Below are 17111 nucleotides of genomic sequence, written 5' to 3'. Positions count from 1 at the left end.
GTAAGCCGTTGGTAAAGGCTTTTAGGTAAACGGAACCATACCCAGGGGTGGCTAGGTTTGCCTAACTCGGGTAGGTGAAGGCGGCGAGAGGAGTCAGGCGGCGCGGTCGACGAGCACCGCGGCGAGCCGGGCCAGGACGGGGCGCGCACCGTCGGCGACGGGGGCCTGTGCGAGGGCGGACGTGGCCCGGGCCGTCAGCTCCTCGACCCGCGCCTGCATGGCCGATGGTGCCCCCGTCGCCCGGAGCGCGGCGCGGGCGCGCTCGACGCCCGCATCGTCGAGGTCGGTACCGACCAGTGCGCGCAGCTCGTCGGCAGCGCGGCCGCCGGTCGCCAGGGCGTGCGCGAGCATCGGCGTGTGCTTGCCGGACCGCAGGTCGTCGCCCGAGGGCTTGCCGGTGACCGCGGGATCGCCGAAGGCGCCGAGCAGGTCGTCGCGGAGCTGGAAGGCGATGCCGAGGTCCACCCCGATCTCCCGGAGCGCCGCGATCGTCTCGTCGGACGCGCCGGCCAGGGCGGCGCCCACGTGCAGCGGCCGCTCGACGGTGTAGCCCGCCGTCTTGAACCGCACCACACGCTCCGCGGCGGCCTCCGATTCGTCGCGGGCGGCCTCGCTCACGATGTCGAGCAGCTGGCCGCCGAGCACCTCGGTGCGCATCGCGGCCCAGGCGCGCGCCGCGCGCAGGTACCGCTCGGGCTCGAGGCCGGCCCCGAGGAACATGTCGTCGGCCCACGCCAGCGCCAGGTCGCCGAGCAGGATCGCTGTCGCCTCGCCGAACTTCTCCGGCGATCCCGACCAGCCGCGCTCGGCGTGCACCTGCGCGAACTCGCGGTGGGTCGTGGGGTGGCCGCGGCGGGTGAGCGAGGCGTCGATGATGTCGTCGTGGATGAGCGCGCACGCCTGCACGAACTCGAGGGAGGAGCAGGCCCGCAGGGCCGCCTCGGCCACCGCACCGTCGGGCTGCCCGCCACCCGCCAGCCACCCCGTCCAGGCGAAGGCGGGGCGAATTCGCTTACCGCCGCGCAAAACGAAGCGCGCCAGGCCGGCGGTCGCCTCCGCGAACACCGGACCGACGGGTTCGACCAGGTCACGGCGCTCTTCGAGGAAGGTTTCGAGCTGCGGCTGCACGGCGGCCGCGATGTCGGCGAGGTCGGTCCGGGGCGGGGCGACGGGCAGCGTCATACCGGCAAACCTATTCTTAAAGCGTGACCGAACAAAGCCGGACCGTACTCGACCGCCTCGACGCCGTGCGCGCGAGCGGGCGAATGCCGTTCTCGGTCGAGTTCATGCCGCCGCGGGACGAGGAGGGCGAGGCCCGGCTGTGGCGCGCGGTCCGGACGTTCGAGCGGATGGACCCGGCGTTCGTCTCCATGACCTACGGCGCGGGCGGCTCGACGCGTGACCGCACCGTGCGGGTGACCGGCGAGATCGCCGAGACGACCACGCTGCTGCCGGTGGCGCACCTGACCGCCGTGAACCACAGCATCTCGGAGCTGCGCGCCCTCATGGGGTCGTACGCGGACCAGGACGTGCGCAACGTGCTCGTCCTGCGCGGCGACCCGCCCGGCGACCCGCTGGGGCGCTGGGTGCGGCACCCGCAGGGCCTCAAGTACGCCAGCGAGGTCGTCGAGCTGGTGCGCGAGCTGGGCGACTTCCACGTGGGCGTGGCAGCTTTCCCCGAGGGGCATCACCGGTCGCCGGACCAGGACAGCGACGTGCGCTACTTCGCGAACAAGCTGCGGGCCGGGGCCGATTACTCGATCACCCAGATGTTCTTCGACGTCGACGACTACCTGCGGCTGCGGGACGCGGTCACCGCCTTCGATCCGGAGCAGGGCGCCAAGCCGCTGATTCCGGGCATCATGCCGATCACCTCGTTGAAGTCGGTGTCGCGCATGGCGGAACTGTCCAACGCGAAGATCCCCGACGCGATGCGCGCCGAGCTGCGCGCCGCGGCGGGCGACGGGCCCGAGGAGAACCGTGCCGCCGTGCGGGCCGCGGGCATCGAGATCGCCACCCGCATGGGCGAGCGGCTCATCGCCGAGGGCGCGCCGGCGCTGCACTTCTGCACGTTGAACTTCGCCAAGGCCACCTCGGAAGTGCTCGAGAACCTCTCGATGCTGCCGGTCGGCGTCTAGGCCGGGCCCTTCGCTACGACACCGCGCGTGCCCCTGCGAACGCGGCGATGGTCTCGACCATCGTGTCCAGTCCCGGCTGCTCCAGCGGGTAGTGGCCGGCGTTCTCGAGCAGCACGGTGTCGACCGGGACGCGGGTGATCCGGTCGAGGAAGGGCGTCGACAGCTCCAGCGGCGTCCAGGTGTCGGCCGCGGGTTGGGTGAGCAGCACCGGGCAGGTGTCGAAGTCCTCGGGCGCGACGGTGGGCCGGTAGTTCAGGTACGAGTCGAGGAAGGCCAGTGACACGAGGTTGCCGGCCGAGGTGCGATCCGCGTAGCAGGCGCGCTTCGCCGCCGGGTCGTTGACCAGCGCGCGCATCTTGCTCACCAGTTTCATCGGGACTTTCGCGGCGCGCAGCGGCGTGCGCGCGAGGGTCTTCATGACGGGCGCGCCCACGCTGCCGGAGACCGGGTCGAAGGCGGTGTCGCGCCGCACCTTCGCGGACTGCTGGTCGAGGAAGGTCATTCCGACGATGCCGCTGACCCGCCCGTTGACCGATGCGACGTGGTAGGTCTCCATGCCGCCCGCGGACAGGCCGTAGAGGACGACCGGCCGATCGTCCTTCGCGAGCTCGGCGTCGACGAGGTCCGAACCGATCCGCACCCAGTCGTCGTAGGTGACCAGCGCACCGGGGGCGACCTCGGTGACGCCGTACGTGGGCATGTCGATGGCGATGGTCTCGAAGCCGCGCTCGGCGAGTGGCCGGCCGAGGATGGTCGACATCTGGCGGCCGTTGGTGCCGACGCCGTGCAGCAGGATCACCTTCACGGGCGCTTGGGGGTTGCGGTAGGTGTCGAGGTGGATGTGATGGCCCGCGTGCTCCCACCACTCCTCGGCGGGCTCGGTGTCCGGCGTCAGCCGGTACGACAGGGGGAGGAATTCCTGGATGGTCCGCCATGCGGACTGCTCTGCGTAGGTCATGGGAACGATGATTCACCACCCCGCACGCTAATGCAAGAGTGTCTCGCATTTAAGATGGGGGTGTGACCGAAGCGACTCGTAGGGAACGCCCGGGCGGGCGCACCGCTCGCACCCGCCGGGCGGTGATCGACGCGACGACGGCGCTGCTGTCCGAGGGCTCACCGTCGGCGCTGACCGTCGGCCAGATCGCGGCCCGGGCCGGGGTCAACGAGGCGACGGTCTACCGCAAGTGGGGCTCCAAGGACGCGCTGCTCACCGATGTCCTGCTCACGCTCTCCGCCGAACGGCTGACCGTCGCCGACACCGGTTCGCTGCGCGGTGATCTCGTCGAGACCGTCGGCGCGGTCGCCGATTTCCTGCGCACTCCCGCCGGCTTCGCGCTGGCCGCACTGGCCGCGACCGCCGACGACGAGACCTCGGCGAAGCTCCGCGACGCCTTCTGGGCGGATCGCTTCGACCGCGCCCGCACGATCTTCGGCCGCGCTGCCGAGCGTGGGGAGCTCGTCGATGTGGAGCAGGCGATGCTGGCGTACGAGGCGCTCATCGGCACGCTGCATTTCCGCATCCTGGCGCGACGCCGCGAGCTCGACGCCGACATCGCCGAACGGCTCACCGACCTCGTGCTCGACGGTCTCCGCCGCCCGCCGCGGGACTAGCGCCCGAGCTTCTCCCGCAGCCATTGCGGCAGTTCGATGAGCGACTCGGGCTCGGCCGACTCCTGCCCCGGCTTGGGACTGCGGTCGCGCCGGATGTAGGCCGCCGCTGCCACGACCGCGGCCGCGAGGAAGGCGACCAGCGCGGTGATCCACGCCCACTTCGTGAACGACGCGATCGAGGGATCGGCGTACTCGGCTTCGGCGGTCAAGGACGCGGACGTACCGGCGTTGAGCGTCCAGGTCACCAGGTCGTCGGCCTCCTGCTGGCCGTTCGTGGCGGTGACGGGGCCGGGGAACTGCAGCTGCACGACGATCACTGCGGAGTTCGGCGCCAGGGACGACAGGTCCGCCGTGCCGGAGAGCACGACGGAGCTCCCGGTGCGTTGCACCCGCATCTTGATCGAGGCCGCCGACGTGTCGAAGGCCTGCGAGACCACCTCGCCCAGCTGGTTGAACTGGCCGAAGGTGATGGTCGTGAAGATCATCTGGGTGCCGACTTTGCCGTTCGAGTCGTACGCCTTGACCTCCGCGAGGCCGCGCAGCTCGCCGGGCGCGGCCAGCTGCGGTCCCTCCGCGTTCGACGCCGGAGTCTGCGCGGCGACGATCTTGCCGGACATCCGGTCGCCGGGGCCCGGGCTCGAGCACGCGGCAGGGGCGGCGACGAGCAGTAGTACCGCCAGCGCCGCGAGCATCCTTCGGAGAGTCACGGTCGCCATCGTGCCAGGTGTCCCAGGTCGCGGGCGAGCAGCCGCGCCGCGATCCGCCCGCTGGATCCGTTCACGCCGCCACCGGGGTGCATCGACGCGCCGGCCAGCGCCAGGCCCGGCGCATCGGGGACCCGGCCGCCGGCGAGCTCCGGGACCGGCCGGAAGAGCAGCATGTTGTGCAGTGCCATCTCCACGTGCATGACGTTCCCGCCGCGCAGGCCCAGCTCGCTCTCCAGGCTGGCCGGGGTCTGCACATACCGGTGCTCGACGGTGTCCGCGAACCCGGGCGCCCAGCGCTGGGTCTCCGCGACGATCCGGTCCGCCTCGGCCTCCGCGGCGGCCGCCCAGCCATCGCCGCCGCCCAACGCGTACGGGTACCACTGGGCCCACAGGGTGGTGTTGTGCCGGCCCGCCGGGGCGATGGACGGGTCGAGGCCCGAGAAGGTCATCGCCAGCACCGCGGGCCGACGGGGCGCTTCCCCGGCCAGCATGTCGCCGCGCGCGCGGGCCAGGTGGCCGCGATCGGCGGTGAGCAGGCCGAGCCCGGACTGCTCGGCGAGCGGCACCCCGTCGAACGCGGGCGGCGCCGTCGTGCCGAGCCGCAGCACCATCCCCACGCCGGGGCCCACCTGGATGCTCCGGCGCCACGCAGCGATCCGCGCGGCGTCGTAGCCGCCGCGGGCCAGCAGATCCAGGGTCGTCAGGACGTGGCAGCCGGCGAGCACGGTGCGGGCCCGGACGGTCCGCGCACCGTCGGGCCCGGCGACGGTGACCTCCCACTCCCTACCGGACCGGCGCAGTTCCGTGACGGGCGTCCCGAGCTCGACGGCGCCTCCGTCGGACGTCAGGCGGGAGATCAGCGCCGCGGTGAGCGCGCCGCTGCCGCCGACCGCCCGGCCCGGCGGGAGGGTGTGCATGAGGGCGGCGAAGCCGATCATGGGCGCGGTGCCCGGCTCGCTCATCGCCGGCCCGGACTGCGCGCCGAACCAGGCGAGCGCGGCCTTGAGTCGCTCGTCGTCGAAGTACTCGTCGAGCAGCTGATCGCCCGAGGCGAGGTAGGTGCGCGACATCTGCGTGAGGCTCCCGCGCCCCTTCGTGGGCCAGAAGGCGCGGCCCAGCCGAGGGGCCGTGGGGGAGGAGCCGAAGGCGGTCATGGTCGCCTTCGCCCGGGGCGTCCAGTCCGCGACGAAGCGACGGTACGCAGCCGCCTCCCGGACGCCGCACGCCGCGGCGACGGACTCGGTGGTGGCGTCGAGGTCCCGCCGGAAGACGATCGGCGGGGCCTGCGTTCCGGGCGGGGTGGGCGCGAACGCCCAGGGATCGCAGTCCAGGTAGCGCAGCCCGTGCGCCGCGAGGTCGAGCTCCTCCGCGATGCCCGTGTGCCGGAACATCAGGTGCGCCGACGAGCCGCGGTCGACGCGGTAGCCCGGGAACCGTTCGACGGTGCTGACCGCCCCGCCCGGCACCGTGTCCGCCTCGAAGACCGCGACGGAGCGGCCCTGCGCCGCCAGGTACGCGGCGCCGACCAGCGCGTTGTGGCCGGAACCGACGACCGCGACGTCGACCTCCGGGCTCATGGAGTGCTCATGGTGCCGGCGGGCCGAAAGGCAGGTCGTGGCCGAGGACCGCGAACGGGCGCGGGTCGCCCGAGAATCGGAAGTCCCGCAGCACGTCGTAGAAGCCGGTGCGGCGGTAGAGCTTCCAGGCCCGGTTCTGCTCGGCGGCGACCTCCGGGGTGGAGAGCAGGACCCGCGGCTCCGGGCGGTCCGTGAGGAGTGCGGTGAGCAGCGCGCTGCCGACCCCGTGGCCCTGCGCCGCGGGGTGCACGTGCAGTTCGGTCAGTTCGAAGTAGTGGCCGGCCATGGCGTCGATCCCGGCGGGAGGCAGGCCGCGCTGGCGCAGACCCACGCGGAGCTGGCGGTTCCACCACTGATCCCCCGCTCCGCTGTAGCCGTAGGCGATGCCCACCAGATGGTCGACGGGGCGCCCGTCGGCCGCCGGGAGCGCCTGGACGGCGCCGAACGCGGCGTACCCGGGACGGTTCAGGTGCTCGCGCCACATCGGCAGACGGTGCGTCTCCGTCCCCGCCGGGTAGTCCATGGCCGCCACGTAGATCTGCAGGGCGGCGGGCAGCCACAGCGTGGCGTCGTGCGGGGAGAGGGCGTGGATCCGTGGGGCCTGCGGGATCACTGCGCTCACGGATCGACCTTTCCCTTGACGTGTCGGACACTCACGCTATATTAGAAGTGATCGAATGATTGTTCGATCACGGACCATCGGATTGGCGCGCATGTTCTGGCGCCGGGGCGGGTACGTCGGTCCCGGTCCATCCGGCGGGGCTGGCGCGGAACGAGGGAAGCGTTACGTGTCAGTCCCGTCCGGTACAACACAGCGGTAACAGCGACGAGGTTCACGGAGCAGGAGGAAGGTCATGGTCGAATCGAAGGTGCGGATCGATCACGTCGGGTCCCGCCGGCGCGTCGGGGAGTCGGGCGCCGCCCGGATCCTGGACCGTGCGGACCAGTTCCTCGCCCGCGCCGGCGGCTCGCCGGCGCCCGCCGATCAGTACCGCGAGATCTATCACGCCGCGCTACGCGGCGCGGCCGCCCTCCTGGCGGAGCGGGAGACGGGCGTGCGGCGCCCCACACGCAACGCGTGGCTGCGGCTCGCGAAGGCCGCTCCGGGGTATGCGGAGTGGGTGGCCTACTTCACTTCCGTGTCCGGTGTGGTCGCCGCGCTGGAGACCACGGCGCGCACCGTCAGTGCCGAGGAGGTGGCCGTGCTGCACGGTCGCGTCCAGAGCTTCCTGAATTCCGTCGAGTCCGACCTGAGTCGCGCCGCATAAATCTCACAGTGGGCGCTAATTGTTCGGTGGATGGTGGTCGTGTGCTCGCAAGCCTCGTATCATGGAGCTAGGAGTTGGACCCCATGAGTGCTGAAGGAGGGGAACGTGCCACTCTCCGAGCACGAACAGCGCATGCTCGACCAGATCGAGAGCGCGCTCTATGCCGAGGACCCGAAGTTCGCGTCGAACGTACGCGGCGGCCGGTTCGGCGGCGCTTCGGGCAAGCGTCGCGTGTTCGCCGCGATCGGTTTCGCGGTCGGACTGATGCTGCTCATCGCAGGAATGTTGCTGCCCAAGGTCGAGTACACCGTGATCGTCGGCCTCATCGGCTTCCTGCTGATGTTCGGCTCCGTGATCTACGCCCTGTGGTCCGGGCCGTCCACCAAGGGGCCGCGCGGCACCGTCGGTGAGGACGGTTCCGTCCGTGCACCGTCCGGTCGTGGGCGCGGCGTGAAGGGGGCCCGTGCGTCGGGTCAGTCCTTCGTCGCCCGCATGGAGGAACGCTTCCGCCGCCGCTTCCCGTGAGTTCGCGGAGCTGAAAGAGCCGCCGGCCTGATGGTCGGCGGCTTTTTCGTTGCGCTGTGAGCGAAACTCGCGCCGTGCACCCGGGGCGTGCGAGGGGCGGAGGCAGCGGGCGAGGCTGCGTGGCGGCTTCCTTCCCGCAGATCTCTCCGGCCGCGGCAGATTTCTCCGGTCGCCCCGTGGATACCCGGGGCGAGCGGAGATTTCTGCTGCATCCGGAGATTTCTGCTACGCCGTGGATGGCCGCCGTCGCCAGGCTTGCTACTCGCCCCGCCCGGTCTCCCCACATCTCCCCACCCGGTTCCCCCACTTCTCCCCACGGGCGGTGTGGCCGCGCTCCGTCACGCCTCAGCAGTCACACCTATCGCGGTGGTTGCTGCCTCGCTGCCTGGTGTGACGAAGCCCGACGCGCCGGGACGAGCCGCGTCCCCCACTTCTCACCACGAGTCTGACCTGCCGTAACTCTGAGAATACGCCGCGAAACGCGCTCCGGCGTGGTTGAAAGTGGCGGATGGTGGGGTAATGTGGGGCGCACTGGAGAGGGACGCGCTAGTCTGAAGTCTCGATCCAGTGACAACCCCGACGGGGGGAGGCGGGAGGTGGCCGTGATGTTCACGGGTACCTACACGCCGAAGCTCGACGACAAGGGACGGCTCACCCTCCCCGCGAAGTACCGCGAGGAACTGGCAGGTGGGCTCACGATCACGAAAGGACAGGATCGAAGCCTCACGGTGTACCCGAAGGCGGAGTTCGAGCGCATCGCCGAGAAGGCCGATGCCATCGAATGGACCGACCCCGCGGGACGCGCCTTCTACCGCAACTTCTTCGCCAGCTCGGACGATCAGCGTCCCGACTCCCAGGGTCGGATCTCACTGTCGGCCGATCACCGTCGCTACGCAGGCCTCACCAAGGAATGCGTCGTCGTCGGATCGCGGAGGTTCCTGGAGATCTGGGACGCGGAGGCGTGGGACGCCTACCAGGCACAGCACGAAGACGACTACGCGCAGCCGCAGTCGGAATCGCTGAAGGCGATCTTCTAGGCCGCGCAGCACGCCCCGCAGCACCACAGCAGAGCACGTCCGCGACGAGGTGGACCGAGGCCTGCGCCCGAATCGGCCCTGACGTACTTCCCCAACGCCAGGTACGGGTCGGGCGGGGACCCCGCTTCATCCGCCGGAACGTCATCCCACAGCACCGCCCATCGCCAATCCCCGTCGTGCTCTGGAGGAGCCATGTCCGATTTCGGTCACGTGCCGGTCCTGGCGACCCGGGTGCGCGAGCTGCTCGCTCCGGCCCTTCAGCACGACGGTGCCGTCTACGTCGACGCCACGCTCGGTGCCGGCGGCCACTCCGAGCTCATGCTCGAGTCCTTCCCGGACATCCGCGTCGTCGGCCTCGATCGGGACACCGACGCGCACGCCATCGCCGGCGACCGCCTCGCGCGGTTCGGCGACCGCTTCATCCCGATCCACACCCGCTACGACGGGATGGCCGATGCCCTCGACGAACTCGGTATGAGCGGGCCGGGACGCCCAGGCGTTCAAGCGATCCTGTTCGACCTGGGTGTGTCCTCCATGCAGCTCGACCGCGTCGAGCGGGGCTTCGCCTACTCGGTCGACGCGCCGCTCGACATGCGGATGAACGCCGAGGATCCGCTCACCGCAGCGGACGTGCTCAACACGTACTCGCACGGCGATCTCGCGCGGATCCTGCAGCGCTACGGCGACGAGCGGTTCGCGGGCAAGATCGCCTCCGCCGTCCTCAAGGAGCGCGAGAAGGAGCCCTTCACCACCAGCGGGCGCCTCGTCGAACTGCTCTACGCCACGATCCCGGCGCCCGCGCGCCGCACCGGCGGTCATCCCGCCAAGCGCACGTTCCAGGCGCTCCGGATCGAGGTGAACGCCGAGCTCGCCTCCCTCGAGGCCGCGGTACCGCAAGCGCTCGACGCGCTCGCTCCGGACGGCCGCGTCGTCTTCCTGAGCTACCAGTCGCTCGAGGATCGCATCGTCAAGTCGGCACTGGCCGAACGCATTCACTCGACGACCCCGGCGGGGCTGCCGATGGACCTGCCTGGCACCGGAGCGACCTTCGAGCTCCTCACCCGGGGCGCCGAGCGCGCCACCGACGACGAGATCGCCGAGAACCAACGGGCGGCGCCGGTGCGCTTGCGCGCCGCCCGTCGCCTCGACACCCCCGACCACCGGACCCGTAGCACGAGGAGCGCGCGATGACCGCACCGAACGCGACCCAGGCACCGTCGACCCCGGACACCCGGACCCGCCGCGCCCCGGCGCGGCGGGAGGACCGCGACACCTCGCGGCCGCGGTCGAGCTCGGCGCAGCGGGCGCTCGACCGGCGGCAGAAGCGGCTCGATCAGCAGCGCGCGGTCCTCGACGCGGGCGGCACCCTCCGCGAGACCCCGGCCGAGCGGGCGCTGCGGCGGCACCGCGATGGCGCGGACTCCGCCGGGCTGATGTCGAAGCTGCCCACGCCGCGCGTCCTCGTGCGCCGCGTGCCCTTCGTGCTGGCGCTGATCGCCCTCGTCTGCGCGGGACTCGCTCTGACGCTGTGGCTCTCGACCGGGAGTGCGGAGAACTCCTACGACCTCAGTAAGCGCGAGGCCGTCAACAACAGTCTCGCGGAGAAGAAGGCCGCGCTCGAGCGCGACGTGAAGTCGGGGGAGAGCGCGCCCGGCCTGGCCGAGCGCGCCACGGCCCTCGGCATGGTCCCCGCGGGCAATGTGCCGGTGCTGGTCGGGCAGCCCGACGGCAAGGTCGTCGTGGTGGGCAAGCCCGCGCCCGCCACCGGCGTGGCCAAGCCCGCGCTGAACCCCCCGGCACCGACCTCGGGGGATCCGAGCGGCGCCACGTCCAACGGATCCGGCACGCCGGTCGCCGGGAATCCCGGGCCCGCACCGGCCGGCGGGGAACAATTGGTCACCATGAACCCCGGCAGCCCGACCGTCGCGAACGCGCCGACGAGCGCACCGTCGACGGTTCCGCAGACCCCCGCGCAGGGCCAGACCCCTGCGTCCGCAACGACTCCCGCGCAGGCCGCACCCGCGCAGATCCCGGCTCAGCCGACGCCGGCCCAGCCGACGCCGGCCCAGGGGACGCCGCGGTGACCCGCGCCCAGCGCCCCCCGACGAAGACACGGCCCGCCGCCCGCGCGGGCACGCCGCGCGCAGCAGCGGCCCCGAAGGCCGGACACCAGTCCGCCCGCGCCCGCGTCAAGGGCGGTCGCGCGCCCGAGGTGTCCACGACCTTCCTCAGCCGCAACAGGATCGGCGGCTGGGTGATCGTCGCCGTGTTCGCCGTGATCGCCGTCTGGCTGGGCGTCGTCCAGTTCGTGCAGGCTCCGACACTGTCGGCCAAGGCCGCGAGCCAGCGCGAGGTCAAGGAGGTGCTGCCGGCGGTGCGCGGTTCCATCACGGACCGCTCGGGCCAGCCGATCGCCTTCACCATGGAGGCGAAGTCGCTCACCTTCCAGCCCGTGGCCGAGCGTAAGAAGATCCAGGAGAAGTACGACAAGGCCGTCGAGGCGAAGAAGGAGGGGGCCGGCGCCGCGAAGACCGACGAGCCCGTCACCGTCGACGACCGGCTGCAGCAGATCGCCAAGAAGATCGTGTCCGTGCTGGGCGATTCGGTGAACGAGCAGAAGCTGCTCGAGCAGTTGCGCAGCAACGACACCTTCGTCTACCTGGCTCGCGGCGTCGATCCCGCCAAGGCATCGGCGATCACCGACGAGTACGCGGAGGTCGGCGCCGAGCGGCAGTCGATCCGCAACTATCCCGGCGGCTCCCTCGCGGCGAACATCGTGGGCACCACCGGTTTCGAGGGACAGGGGCTCATCGGCCTCGAATCCTCGTTGGACTCGATCCTCGCGGGCACGGACGGCTCGCGCACCTACGACCGCGGGTCCGATCTGGCCGTCATCCCCGGGAGCACCCGCGACGTCCACCCGGCCGTGAACGGTGCCCGGGTGGTACTGACGCTCGACAACGACGTGCAGTTCTTCGTGCAGCAGGCGGTGGCGCAGGCCAAGGCGAAGTCCGGCGCGAAGAGCGTGCAGGCCGTGGTGCTCGACGCCAAGACCGGCCAGGTCCTGTCGATGGCGGTCGACAACACCTTCAATCCGTCGCTCGGCGTGAACAACAATCCGACATCGGCGCGCACCGGCAACCTCGCCGTGACCACGCCCTTCGAGCCGGGCTCGGTGAACAAGCTGATCACCGCCGTGGCCGCGATCGACAACGGCAAGACCACGCCGACGGAGGTGCTGCAGGTTCCGGGGCAGATCCGGATGGCCGGCGTCACGGTCAGGGACGCCTGGGCGCACGGCGTCGAGCCGTACACCACGACGGGCGTGTTCGGTAAGTCCTCGAACGTCGGCACCCTGATGCTGGCGCAGCGCGTCGGCGAGGACGCGTTCGCCGACTACGTCGACCGGTTCGGTCTCGGCCGTGCCACCGGCGTGGGCCTGCCCGGCGAGTCCGGCGGCGAAGTGCCCGCCCGCAATCAGTGGTCGGGCGGCACGTTCGCCAACCTGCCCATCGGCCAGGGCCTGTCGATGACGGTGCTGCAGATGGCGGGCATGTACCAGGCGCTCGCCAACGACGGGGTCCGTATCCCACCGCGCATCATCAAGGAGGTCGACGGTGCCGCCAACCCGGCGACCGCCGCGGAGCCGGTCCGGGTGATGAGCCCCGAGACGGCCCGGACGGTGCTGGACATGTTCCGTGCCGCGCTGCAGCGCGACCCGATGGGCTACCAGCAGGGTACCGGTGCGCCGGGTGCGGTCGAGGGGTACCAGATCAGTGGCAAGACGGGTACCGCACAGCAGGTCGATCCGGTGACGCACGCCTACTCGAACTCGCTGTACAACATCACCTTCGCGGGCGTCGCCCCGACCAACGACCCGCGGTTCGTCGTCGGGATCATGATGGACGCTCCCACCCGCAGCTCCGACGGCTCGGGCGGGCAGTCGGCGGCGCCGCTGTTCCACGACATCGCGACCTTCATGCTGCAGAAGTACGGCATTCCGCTCTCGCCGGCGGCGAAGCCGTTGACGCTGGTGGCCGGGAAGTAGTTAACCGACGGGTAGGATCTATCGGTGCCCGAATCGACTCTCACTCGTCCCGCCCATCCGCGCGGCGCCACGCCCGCCGAGGTCGCCGCGCAGGTCGCGGGCGTCAGCGCCGGCGGGCGCGACGCCGCCGGCGTGCGCCTGACCGGGGCGACGGTCCGCGCCCAGGACGCCCGGCCGGGCGATCTGTTCTGCGCGGTGCCCGGCACCGCGACGCACGGCGCGCGGTTCGCAGCCGGGGCGATCGAGGCCGGGGCCGTCGCGGTCCTCACCGATCCGGACGGTGCCGCGCTCCTCGCGCAGGACGGCATCGACGTGCCCGTGCTCCTGCACGACGACCCGCGCACCGTCCTCGGGCCGGTCGCGGCGGTCGTGTACGGCGCACCGTCGAGCCGGATGACGCTCGTGGGCATCACCGGCACGTCCGGGAAGACGACCACGAGTTTCCTGGTCGAGGCGGCGCTCGCCGCGACCGGCGACCCGACGGGGCTGATCGGCACCGTCGGCACGCGGATCGCCGGCGTCGACGTGCCGAGCTCGCTGACCACGCCCGAGGGCACCGCGCTGCAGGGCCTGTTCGCCTCCATGGTCGAGCGCGGCGTGACCGCGGCCGTGATGGAGGTCAGCTCGCACGCGCTCGCGCAGAACCGGGCGGGCGGGAGCCGGTTCGCGGTGGGCGCGTTCACCAACCTCAGCCAGGATCACCTCGACTACCACCCGACCATGGAGGACTACTTCGCGGCGAAGTCGCTGCTGTTCATCGGAGCGCAGGCGTGCGAGCGCGCCGTGATCTGCGTGGACGACGAGTGGGGCGTCCGGATGGCCGAGCTCCGCCGCGCGGCGGGCCTGCCCGTGGTCACCGTCGCGACGACGGGACCGGCGGATTGGACCGCCGGCGAGGTCGCCGCGCACGCGGACGGCACGCAGCGGTTCACCCTCAGCAGCCCCGACGGGCAGAGCTACTCCGCGATCGTGGGCCTGCCCGGCGCCTACAACGTCGCCAATGCCGCGCTGGCGCTGGTCATCGCGCAGGAGGCCGGCGTCCCGCTCGCCGACGCGATCCGCGGGATCGGCGCCGTCGCCGTCCCCGGCCGGGTGCAGCGCATCGACCGCGGCCAGGACTTCCTCGCGGTCGTGGACTACGCGCACAAGCCCGCCGCGCTCGACGCGGTGATCGCGACCCTGCGCGGCCAGACCGCCGGTCGCATCGTGGTGGTCGTCGGCGCCGGCGGCGACCGCGACCGCGGCAAGCGACCGCTCATGGGCGAGGCCGCCGCGCGCGCCGCCGAGCTGGTGATCGTGACCGACGACAACCCGCGGACGGAGGACCCGGCCGCCATCCGCGCGGCGGTGCTGGCGGGCGCGCGCGCCGTGCCCGACGGTGGCGAGGTACGCGAGGTGGGCGACCGCCGCGCCGCCATCGCCCTGGCCGTGAACTGGGCCCGCACCGGCGACGTGGTGCTGATCGCCGGCAAGGGCCACGAGGCGGGCCAGGAGATCAACGGGGTCAAGTACCCGTTCGACGACCGCGACGAGGTCGCCGCCGCGCTCGAGGCCCGAGCGGCGGGGGAGCGCGCATGATCGAGCTGACCCTGCGGCAGGTCGCCGACATCGTCGGCGGCACCCTGCACGACGTACCCGACCCGGAAGCGCTGATCACGGGCACCGTCGAATTCGACTCGCGGGAGGTCGGCCCCGGGGGCCTGTTCCTCGCGCTGCCCGGCGCCCGCGTGGACGGCCACGAGTTCGCCGCGACGGCCGTCGAGAAGGGCGCGGTGGCCGTGCTCGGCGCGCGCCCCGTCGGCGTCCCCGCGATCGTGGTCCCCGTGTCGGGCGAGACCGACAACCGCGTGATGGCGCTGGAGAACGACGTCGACGGCGCCGGTGCCGCGGTCCTCAAGGCCCTCGGCGACCTCGCCGCGTACTGCACGAAGACCCTCGCGGCCGACGGGCTCACCGTCGTGGGGGTCACCGGCTCCGCCGGCAAGACCTCCACCAAGGACCTCATCGCGGCGGTGCTGCGACCGCTCGGCGAGACGGTCGCGCCGCCCGGCTCCTTCAACAACGAGATCGGCCATCCGTGGACCGCCCTGCGCGCGACCGCGTCGACCCGGTTCCTCGTGCTGGAGATGTCGGCCCGCGGCATCGGTCACGTCGCCGCGCTGGCGCGGGTCGCGCCGCCGCGGATCGGTGTCGAGCTCAACGTCGGCACCGCGCACCTCGGCGAGTTCGGCAGCCGCGAGGCCATCGCGCAGGCGAAGGGTGAGCTGGTCGAGGCGCTGCCCCCGGAGGGGCTGGCAGTACTCAACGCCGACGATGCCGCCGTCGCCGCGATGGCCTCCCGGACGGTCGCACGCGTCGTGCGGTACGGGACCGCAGACGCGGACGTCGCCGCGGAAGGCGTCACCGTCGACGGGACCGCCCGTGCGTCCTTCACCCTGCGCACCCCGGGTGGCTCCGCGCCGGTGGCGCTCAAGGTGCACGGCGAGCACCAGGTGCACAACGCGCTCGCCGCGGCTGCCGTCGGCCTCGAGTGCGGTGCGAGCGTCGAGCAGGTGGCAGCGGCGCTCTCGGGTGCCGGGGCGGCATCTCCGCGCCGGATGGACGTCTTCACGACCGAGGACGGGGTCACCGTCGTCAACGACACCTACAACGCCAACCCCGATGCGATGCGCGCTGCGCTGCGCAGCCTCGTGCTCATGTCCGAGCACGACGAGGCCGGAGAGCGCCTGCCGGGCCGCGAGCGGCGCCGCACCTTCGCGGTGCTCGGCGAGATGGGCGAACTCGGCGACGAGTCGATCGTCGAGCACGACCGGCTCGGCCGGTTCCTGGTGCGGCTCGACATCACCGGGACGATCTGCGTCGGCACCTCGCGCGCCGTGCACGCGCTGTGGCAGGGCGCGGTCATGGAGGGCTCGTGGGGGAGCGAGGCGATCCGCGTCGACACCCGCGACGAGGCCGTCGAGCGGCTGCGCGCCGAGCTGCGGCCGGGAGACCTGGTTTTGGTGAAGGCGTCGAAGTCCGAGAAGATGTGGGAGGTCGCCGAGCACCTGGGCACGGCCGGCCCGCGCACCGATGAACACCGAGTCGATGAACACGAGAACGGGGAGTCACCGAAGTGATCCAGATCCTGTTCGCGGGCGGCATCTCGCTGGCCGTGGCGATCCTGCTCACACCCGTGCTGATCCGGGTCTTCTCCCGGCAGGGCTTCGGCCAGGAGATCCGCGTCGAGGGGCCGCAGAGCCACCAGAAGAAGCGCGGCACGCCGTCGATGGGCGGCGTCGCGATCGTCGTCGCGTTGTGGGCCGGCTACCTGGGCGCACACCTGCTGGGGTGGAAGTCCGGCCCGGGCCCCAGCGCATCGGGCCTACTCGTGCTCGGCCTCGCGACCTCGCTCGCGATCGTCGGCTTCCTCGACGACTTCATCAAGGTCCGCAAGCAGCGCAACCTGGGCCTGAACAAGACCGCGAAGACGGTCGGCCAGACCATCGCCGCGGTGATCTTCGGCGTGCTGGTGCTGCAGTTCCCCAACGCGAACGGCGTGCGCCCGGCCAGCGAGTTCCTCAGCTACACCCGCGACATCAACACGATCTCGATGTACGCGATCGTGTTCGTCGTCTTCTGCTGGTTCGTCGTGGCGGCCTGGTCGAACGCGGTGAACTTCACCGACGGCCTCGACGGCCTCGCCGCGGGTTCGATGGCGATGGTGCTCGGCAGCTACGTGCTCATCAGCTTCTGGCAGTACCGCTACGCGTGCGAGACGAAGCAGGTCGCCGGCTGCTACGACGTGCGCGATCCGCTCGACCTCGCGCTCATCGCGGTCGCCGCGGGCGGCGCGTGCCTCGGCTTCCTCTGGTGGAACGCCGCGCCCGCCAAGATATTCATGGGCGACACCGGCTCGCTCATGCTGGGCGGCCTGCTCGCCGGTCTGTCGATCACCACCCGCACCGAGCTGCTCGCCGTCGTCCTCGGCGCGCTCTTCGTCGCCGAGATGGTGTCGGTGGTCGTCCAGATCGCGGTCTTCCGGTCGACGGGGCGCCGCGTGTTCCGGATGGCGCCCTTCCACCACCACTTCGAGCTCTCCGGCTGGGCCGAGACCACGGTGATCATCCGGTTCTGGTTGCTCACCGCCATCGCCTGCGGCCTCGGACTGGTGCTGTTCTACGCCGAGTTCCTCGGCTCCGGCGCGGTCGGCTAGCG

At 71.7% G+C, this 17111-nt stretch carries 16 protein-coding genes; 11 read left to right on the top strand and 5 right to left on the bottom strand.

Annotation, left to right across the window (positions count from 1 at the left end; genetic code table 11):
• Positions 1-93: 93 nt before the first annotated feature.
• The gene (locus ABZX10_RS09660) at positions 94-1182 is read right to left on the bottom strand and encodes a polyprenyl synthetase family protein (RefSeq protein WP_355537904.1); all 1089 of its coding nucleotides are present in this window, start codon (positions 1180-1182) and stop codon (positions 94-96) included.
• 23 nt (positions 1183-1205) lie between these two features.
• Here ABZX10_RS09660 and metF point away from each other — a divergent pair, with 23 nt between their 5' ends.
• Positions 1206-2138 (top strand): methylenetetrahydrofolate reductase [NAD(P)H], encoded by a 933-nt coding sequence (metF, locus tag ABZX10_RS09655; protein ID WP_355537901.1) that lies wholly within the window; start codon positions 1206-1208, stop codon positions 2136-2138.
• A gap of 13 nt (positions 2139-2151) precedes the next feature.
• Here metF and ABZX10_RS09650 read toward each other — a convergent pair whose 3' ends face one another.
• The gene (locus ABZX10_RS09650) at positions 2152-3096 is read right to left on the bottom strand and encodes an alpha/beta fold hydrolase (protein ID WP_355537898.1); all 945 of its coding nucleotides are present in this window, start codon (positions 3094-3096) and stop codon (positions 2152-2154) included.
• Between the two features lie 62 nt (positions 3097-3158).
• Between ABZX10_RS09650 and ABZX10_RS09645 the strand changes: the two genes are divergently transcribed.
• Positions 3159-3752 carry a TetR/AcrR family transcriptional regulator gene (locus ABZX10_RS09645; protein ID WP_355537895.1) on the top strand — a complete coding sequence of 198 codons (594 nt, stop codon included), beginning with the start codon at positions 3159-3161 and terminating at the stop codon, positions 3750-3752.
• On the opposite strand, the gene ABZX10_RS09640 is transcribed toward ABZX10_RS09645, so the two are convergent.
• The 3 genes from ABZX10_RS09640 to ABZX10_RS09630 are packed head-to-tail and all read right to left on the bottom strand — an operon-like array spanning position 3749 to position 6658.
• Positions 3749-4459 carry a DUF3153 domain-containing protein gene (locus ABZX10_RS09640; RefSeq protein WP_355537892.1) on the bottom strand — a complete coding sequence of 237 codons (711 nt, stop codon included), beginning with the start codon at positions 4457-4459 and terminating at the stop codon, positions 3749-3751. The genes ABZX10_RS09645 and ABZX10_RS09640 overlap by 4 nt on opposite strands.
• Positions 4456-6036 carry an NAD(P)/FAD-dependent oxidoreductase gene (locus ABZX10_RS09635; protein ID WP_355537889.1) on the bottom strand — a complete coding sequence of 527 codons (1581 nt, stop codon included), beginning with the start codon at positions 6034-6036 and terminating at the stop codon, positions 4456-4458. The genes ABZX10_RS09640 and ABZX10_RS09635 overlap by 4 nt, the downstream gene beginning before the upstream one ends.
• Before the next feature lie 7 nt (positions 6037-6043).
• Positions 6044-6658 (bottom strand): N-acetyltransferase, encoded by a 615-nt coding sequence (locus ABZX10_RS09630; protein WP_355537886.1) that lies wholly within the window; start codon positions 6656-6658, stop codon positions 6044-6046.
• A gap of 232 nt (positions 6659-6890) precedes the next feature.
• Here ABZX10_RS09630 and ABZX10_RS09625 point away from each other — a divergent pair, with 232 nt between their 5' ends.
• The 9 genes from ABZX10_RS09625 to mraY all read left to right on the top strand — a co-directional run bounded on the left by ABZX10_RS09625 (position 6891) and on the right by mraY (position 17109).
• Positions 6891-7304 carry an SAV_6107 family HEPN domain-containing protein gene (locus ABZX10_RS09625; protein WP_355537883.1) on the top strand — a complete coding sequence of 138 codons (414 nt, stop codon included), beginning with the start codon at positions 6891-6893 and terminating at the stop codon, positions 7302-7304.
• A gap of 105 nt (positions 7305-7409) precedes the next feature.
• Positions 7410-7829 (top strand): DUF3040 domain-containing protein, encoded by a 420-nt coding sequence (locus ABZX10_RS09620; RefSeq protein WP_068569886.1) that lies wholly within the window; start codon positions 7410-7412, stop codon positions 7827-7829.
• Positions 7830-8434: 605 nt separating this feature from the next.
• Positions 8435-8866 carry a division/cell wall cluster transcriptional repressor MraZ gene (gene mraZ, locus ABZX10_RS09615; RefSeq protein ID WP_126197196.1) on the top strand — a complete coding sequence of 144 codons (432 nt, stop codon included), beginning with the start codon at positions 8435-8437 and terminating at the stop codon, positions 8864-8866.
• Positions 8867-9058: 192 nt separating this feature from the next.
• On the top strand, positions 9059-10057 hold the full coding sequence (gene rsmH, locus ABZX10_RS09610) for a 16S rRNA (cytosine(1402)-N(4))-methyltransferase RsmH (RefSeq protein ID WP_355537878.1): 999 nt from the start codon (positions 9059-9061) through the stop codon (positions 10055-10057).
• Positions 10054-10950, top strand: coding sequence for a hypothetical protein (locus ABZX10_RS09605; protein ID WP_355537875.1), 897 nt, complete (start codon positions 10054-10056; stop codon positions 10948-10950). The genes rsmH and ABZX10_RS09605 overlap by 4 nt, the downstream gene beginning before the upstream one ends.
• A gap of 128 nt (positions 10951-11078) precedes the next feature.
• A complete protein-coding gene (locus ABZX10_RS09600; protein WP_355538232.1) occupies positions 11079-12914 on the top strand; it encodes a penicillin-binding protein 2 in 1836 nt (611 codons plus the stop codon).
• 24 nt (positions 12915-12938) lie between these two features.
• Positions 12939-14492 carry a UDP-N-acetylmuramoyl-L-alanyl-D-glutamate--2,6-diaminopimelate ligase gene (locus ABZX10_RS09595; protein WP_355537872.1) on the top strand — a complete coding sequence of 518 codons (1554 nt, stop codon included), beginning with the start codon at positions 12939-12941 and terminating at the stop codon, positions 14490-14492.
• A complete protein-coding gene (gene murF / locus ABZX10_RS09590; RefSeq protein ID WP_355537869.1) occupies positions 14489-16033 on the top strand; it encodes a UDP-N-acetylmuramoyl-tripeptide--D-alanyl-D-alanine ligase in 1545 nt (514 codons plus the stop codon). The genes ABZX10_RS09595 and murF overlap by 4 nt, the downstream gene beginning before the upstream one ends.
• Complete coding sequence (mraY, locus tag ABZX10_RS09585) at positions 16030-17109, top strand: phospho-N-acetylmuramoyl-pentapeptide-transferase (protein WP_068569187.1); 1080 nt, start codon at positions 16030-16032, stop codon at positions 17107-17109. Before murF ends, mraY begins: the two co-directional genes overlap by 4 nt.
• Positions 17110-17111: the final 2 nt, after the last annotated feature.

It is taken from the genome of Tsukamurella sp. NPDC003166 (assembly GCF_040611135.1).
Lineage (GTDB): Bacteria > Actinomycetota > Actinomycetes > Mycobacteriales > Mycobacteriaceae > Tsukamurella.
The sequence above is the reverse complement of the archived record's forward strand: the minus strand, read 5'-3'. Positions and strand labels throughout refer to the sequence as shown.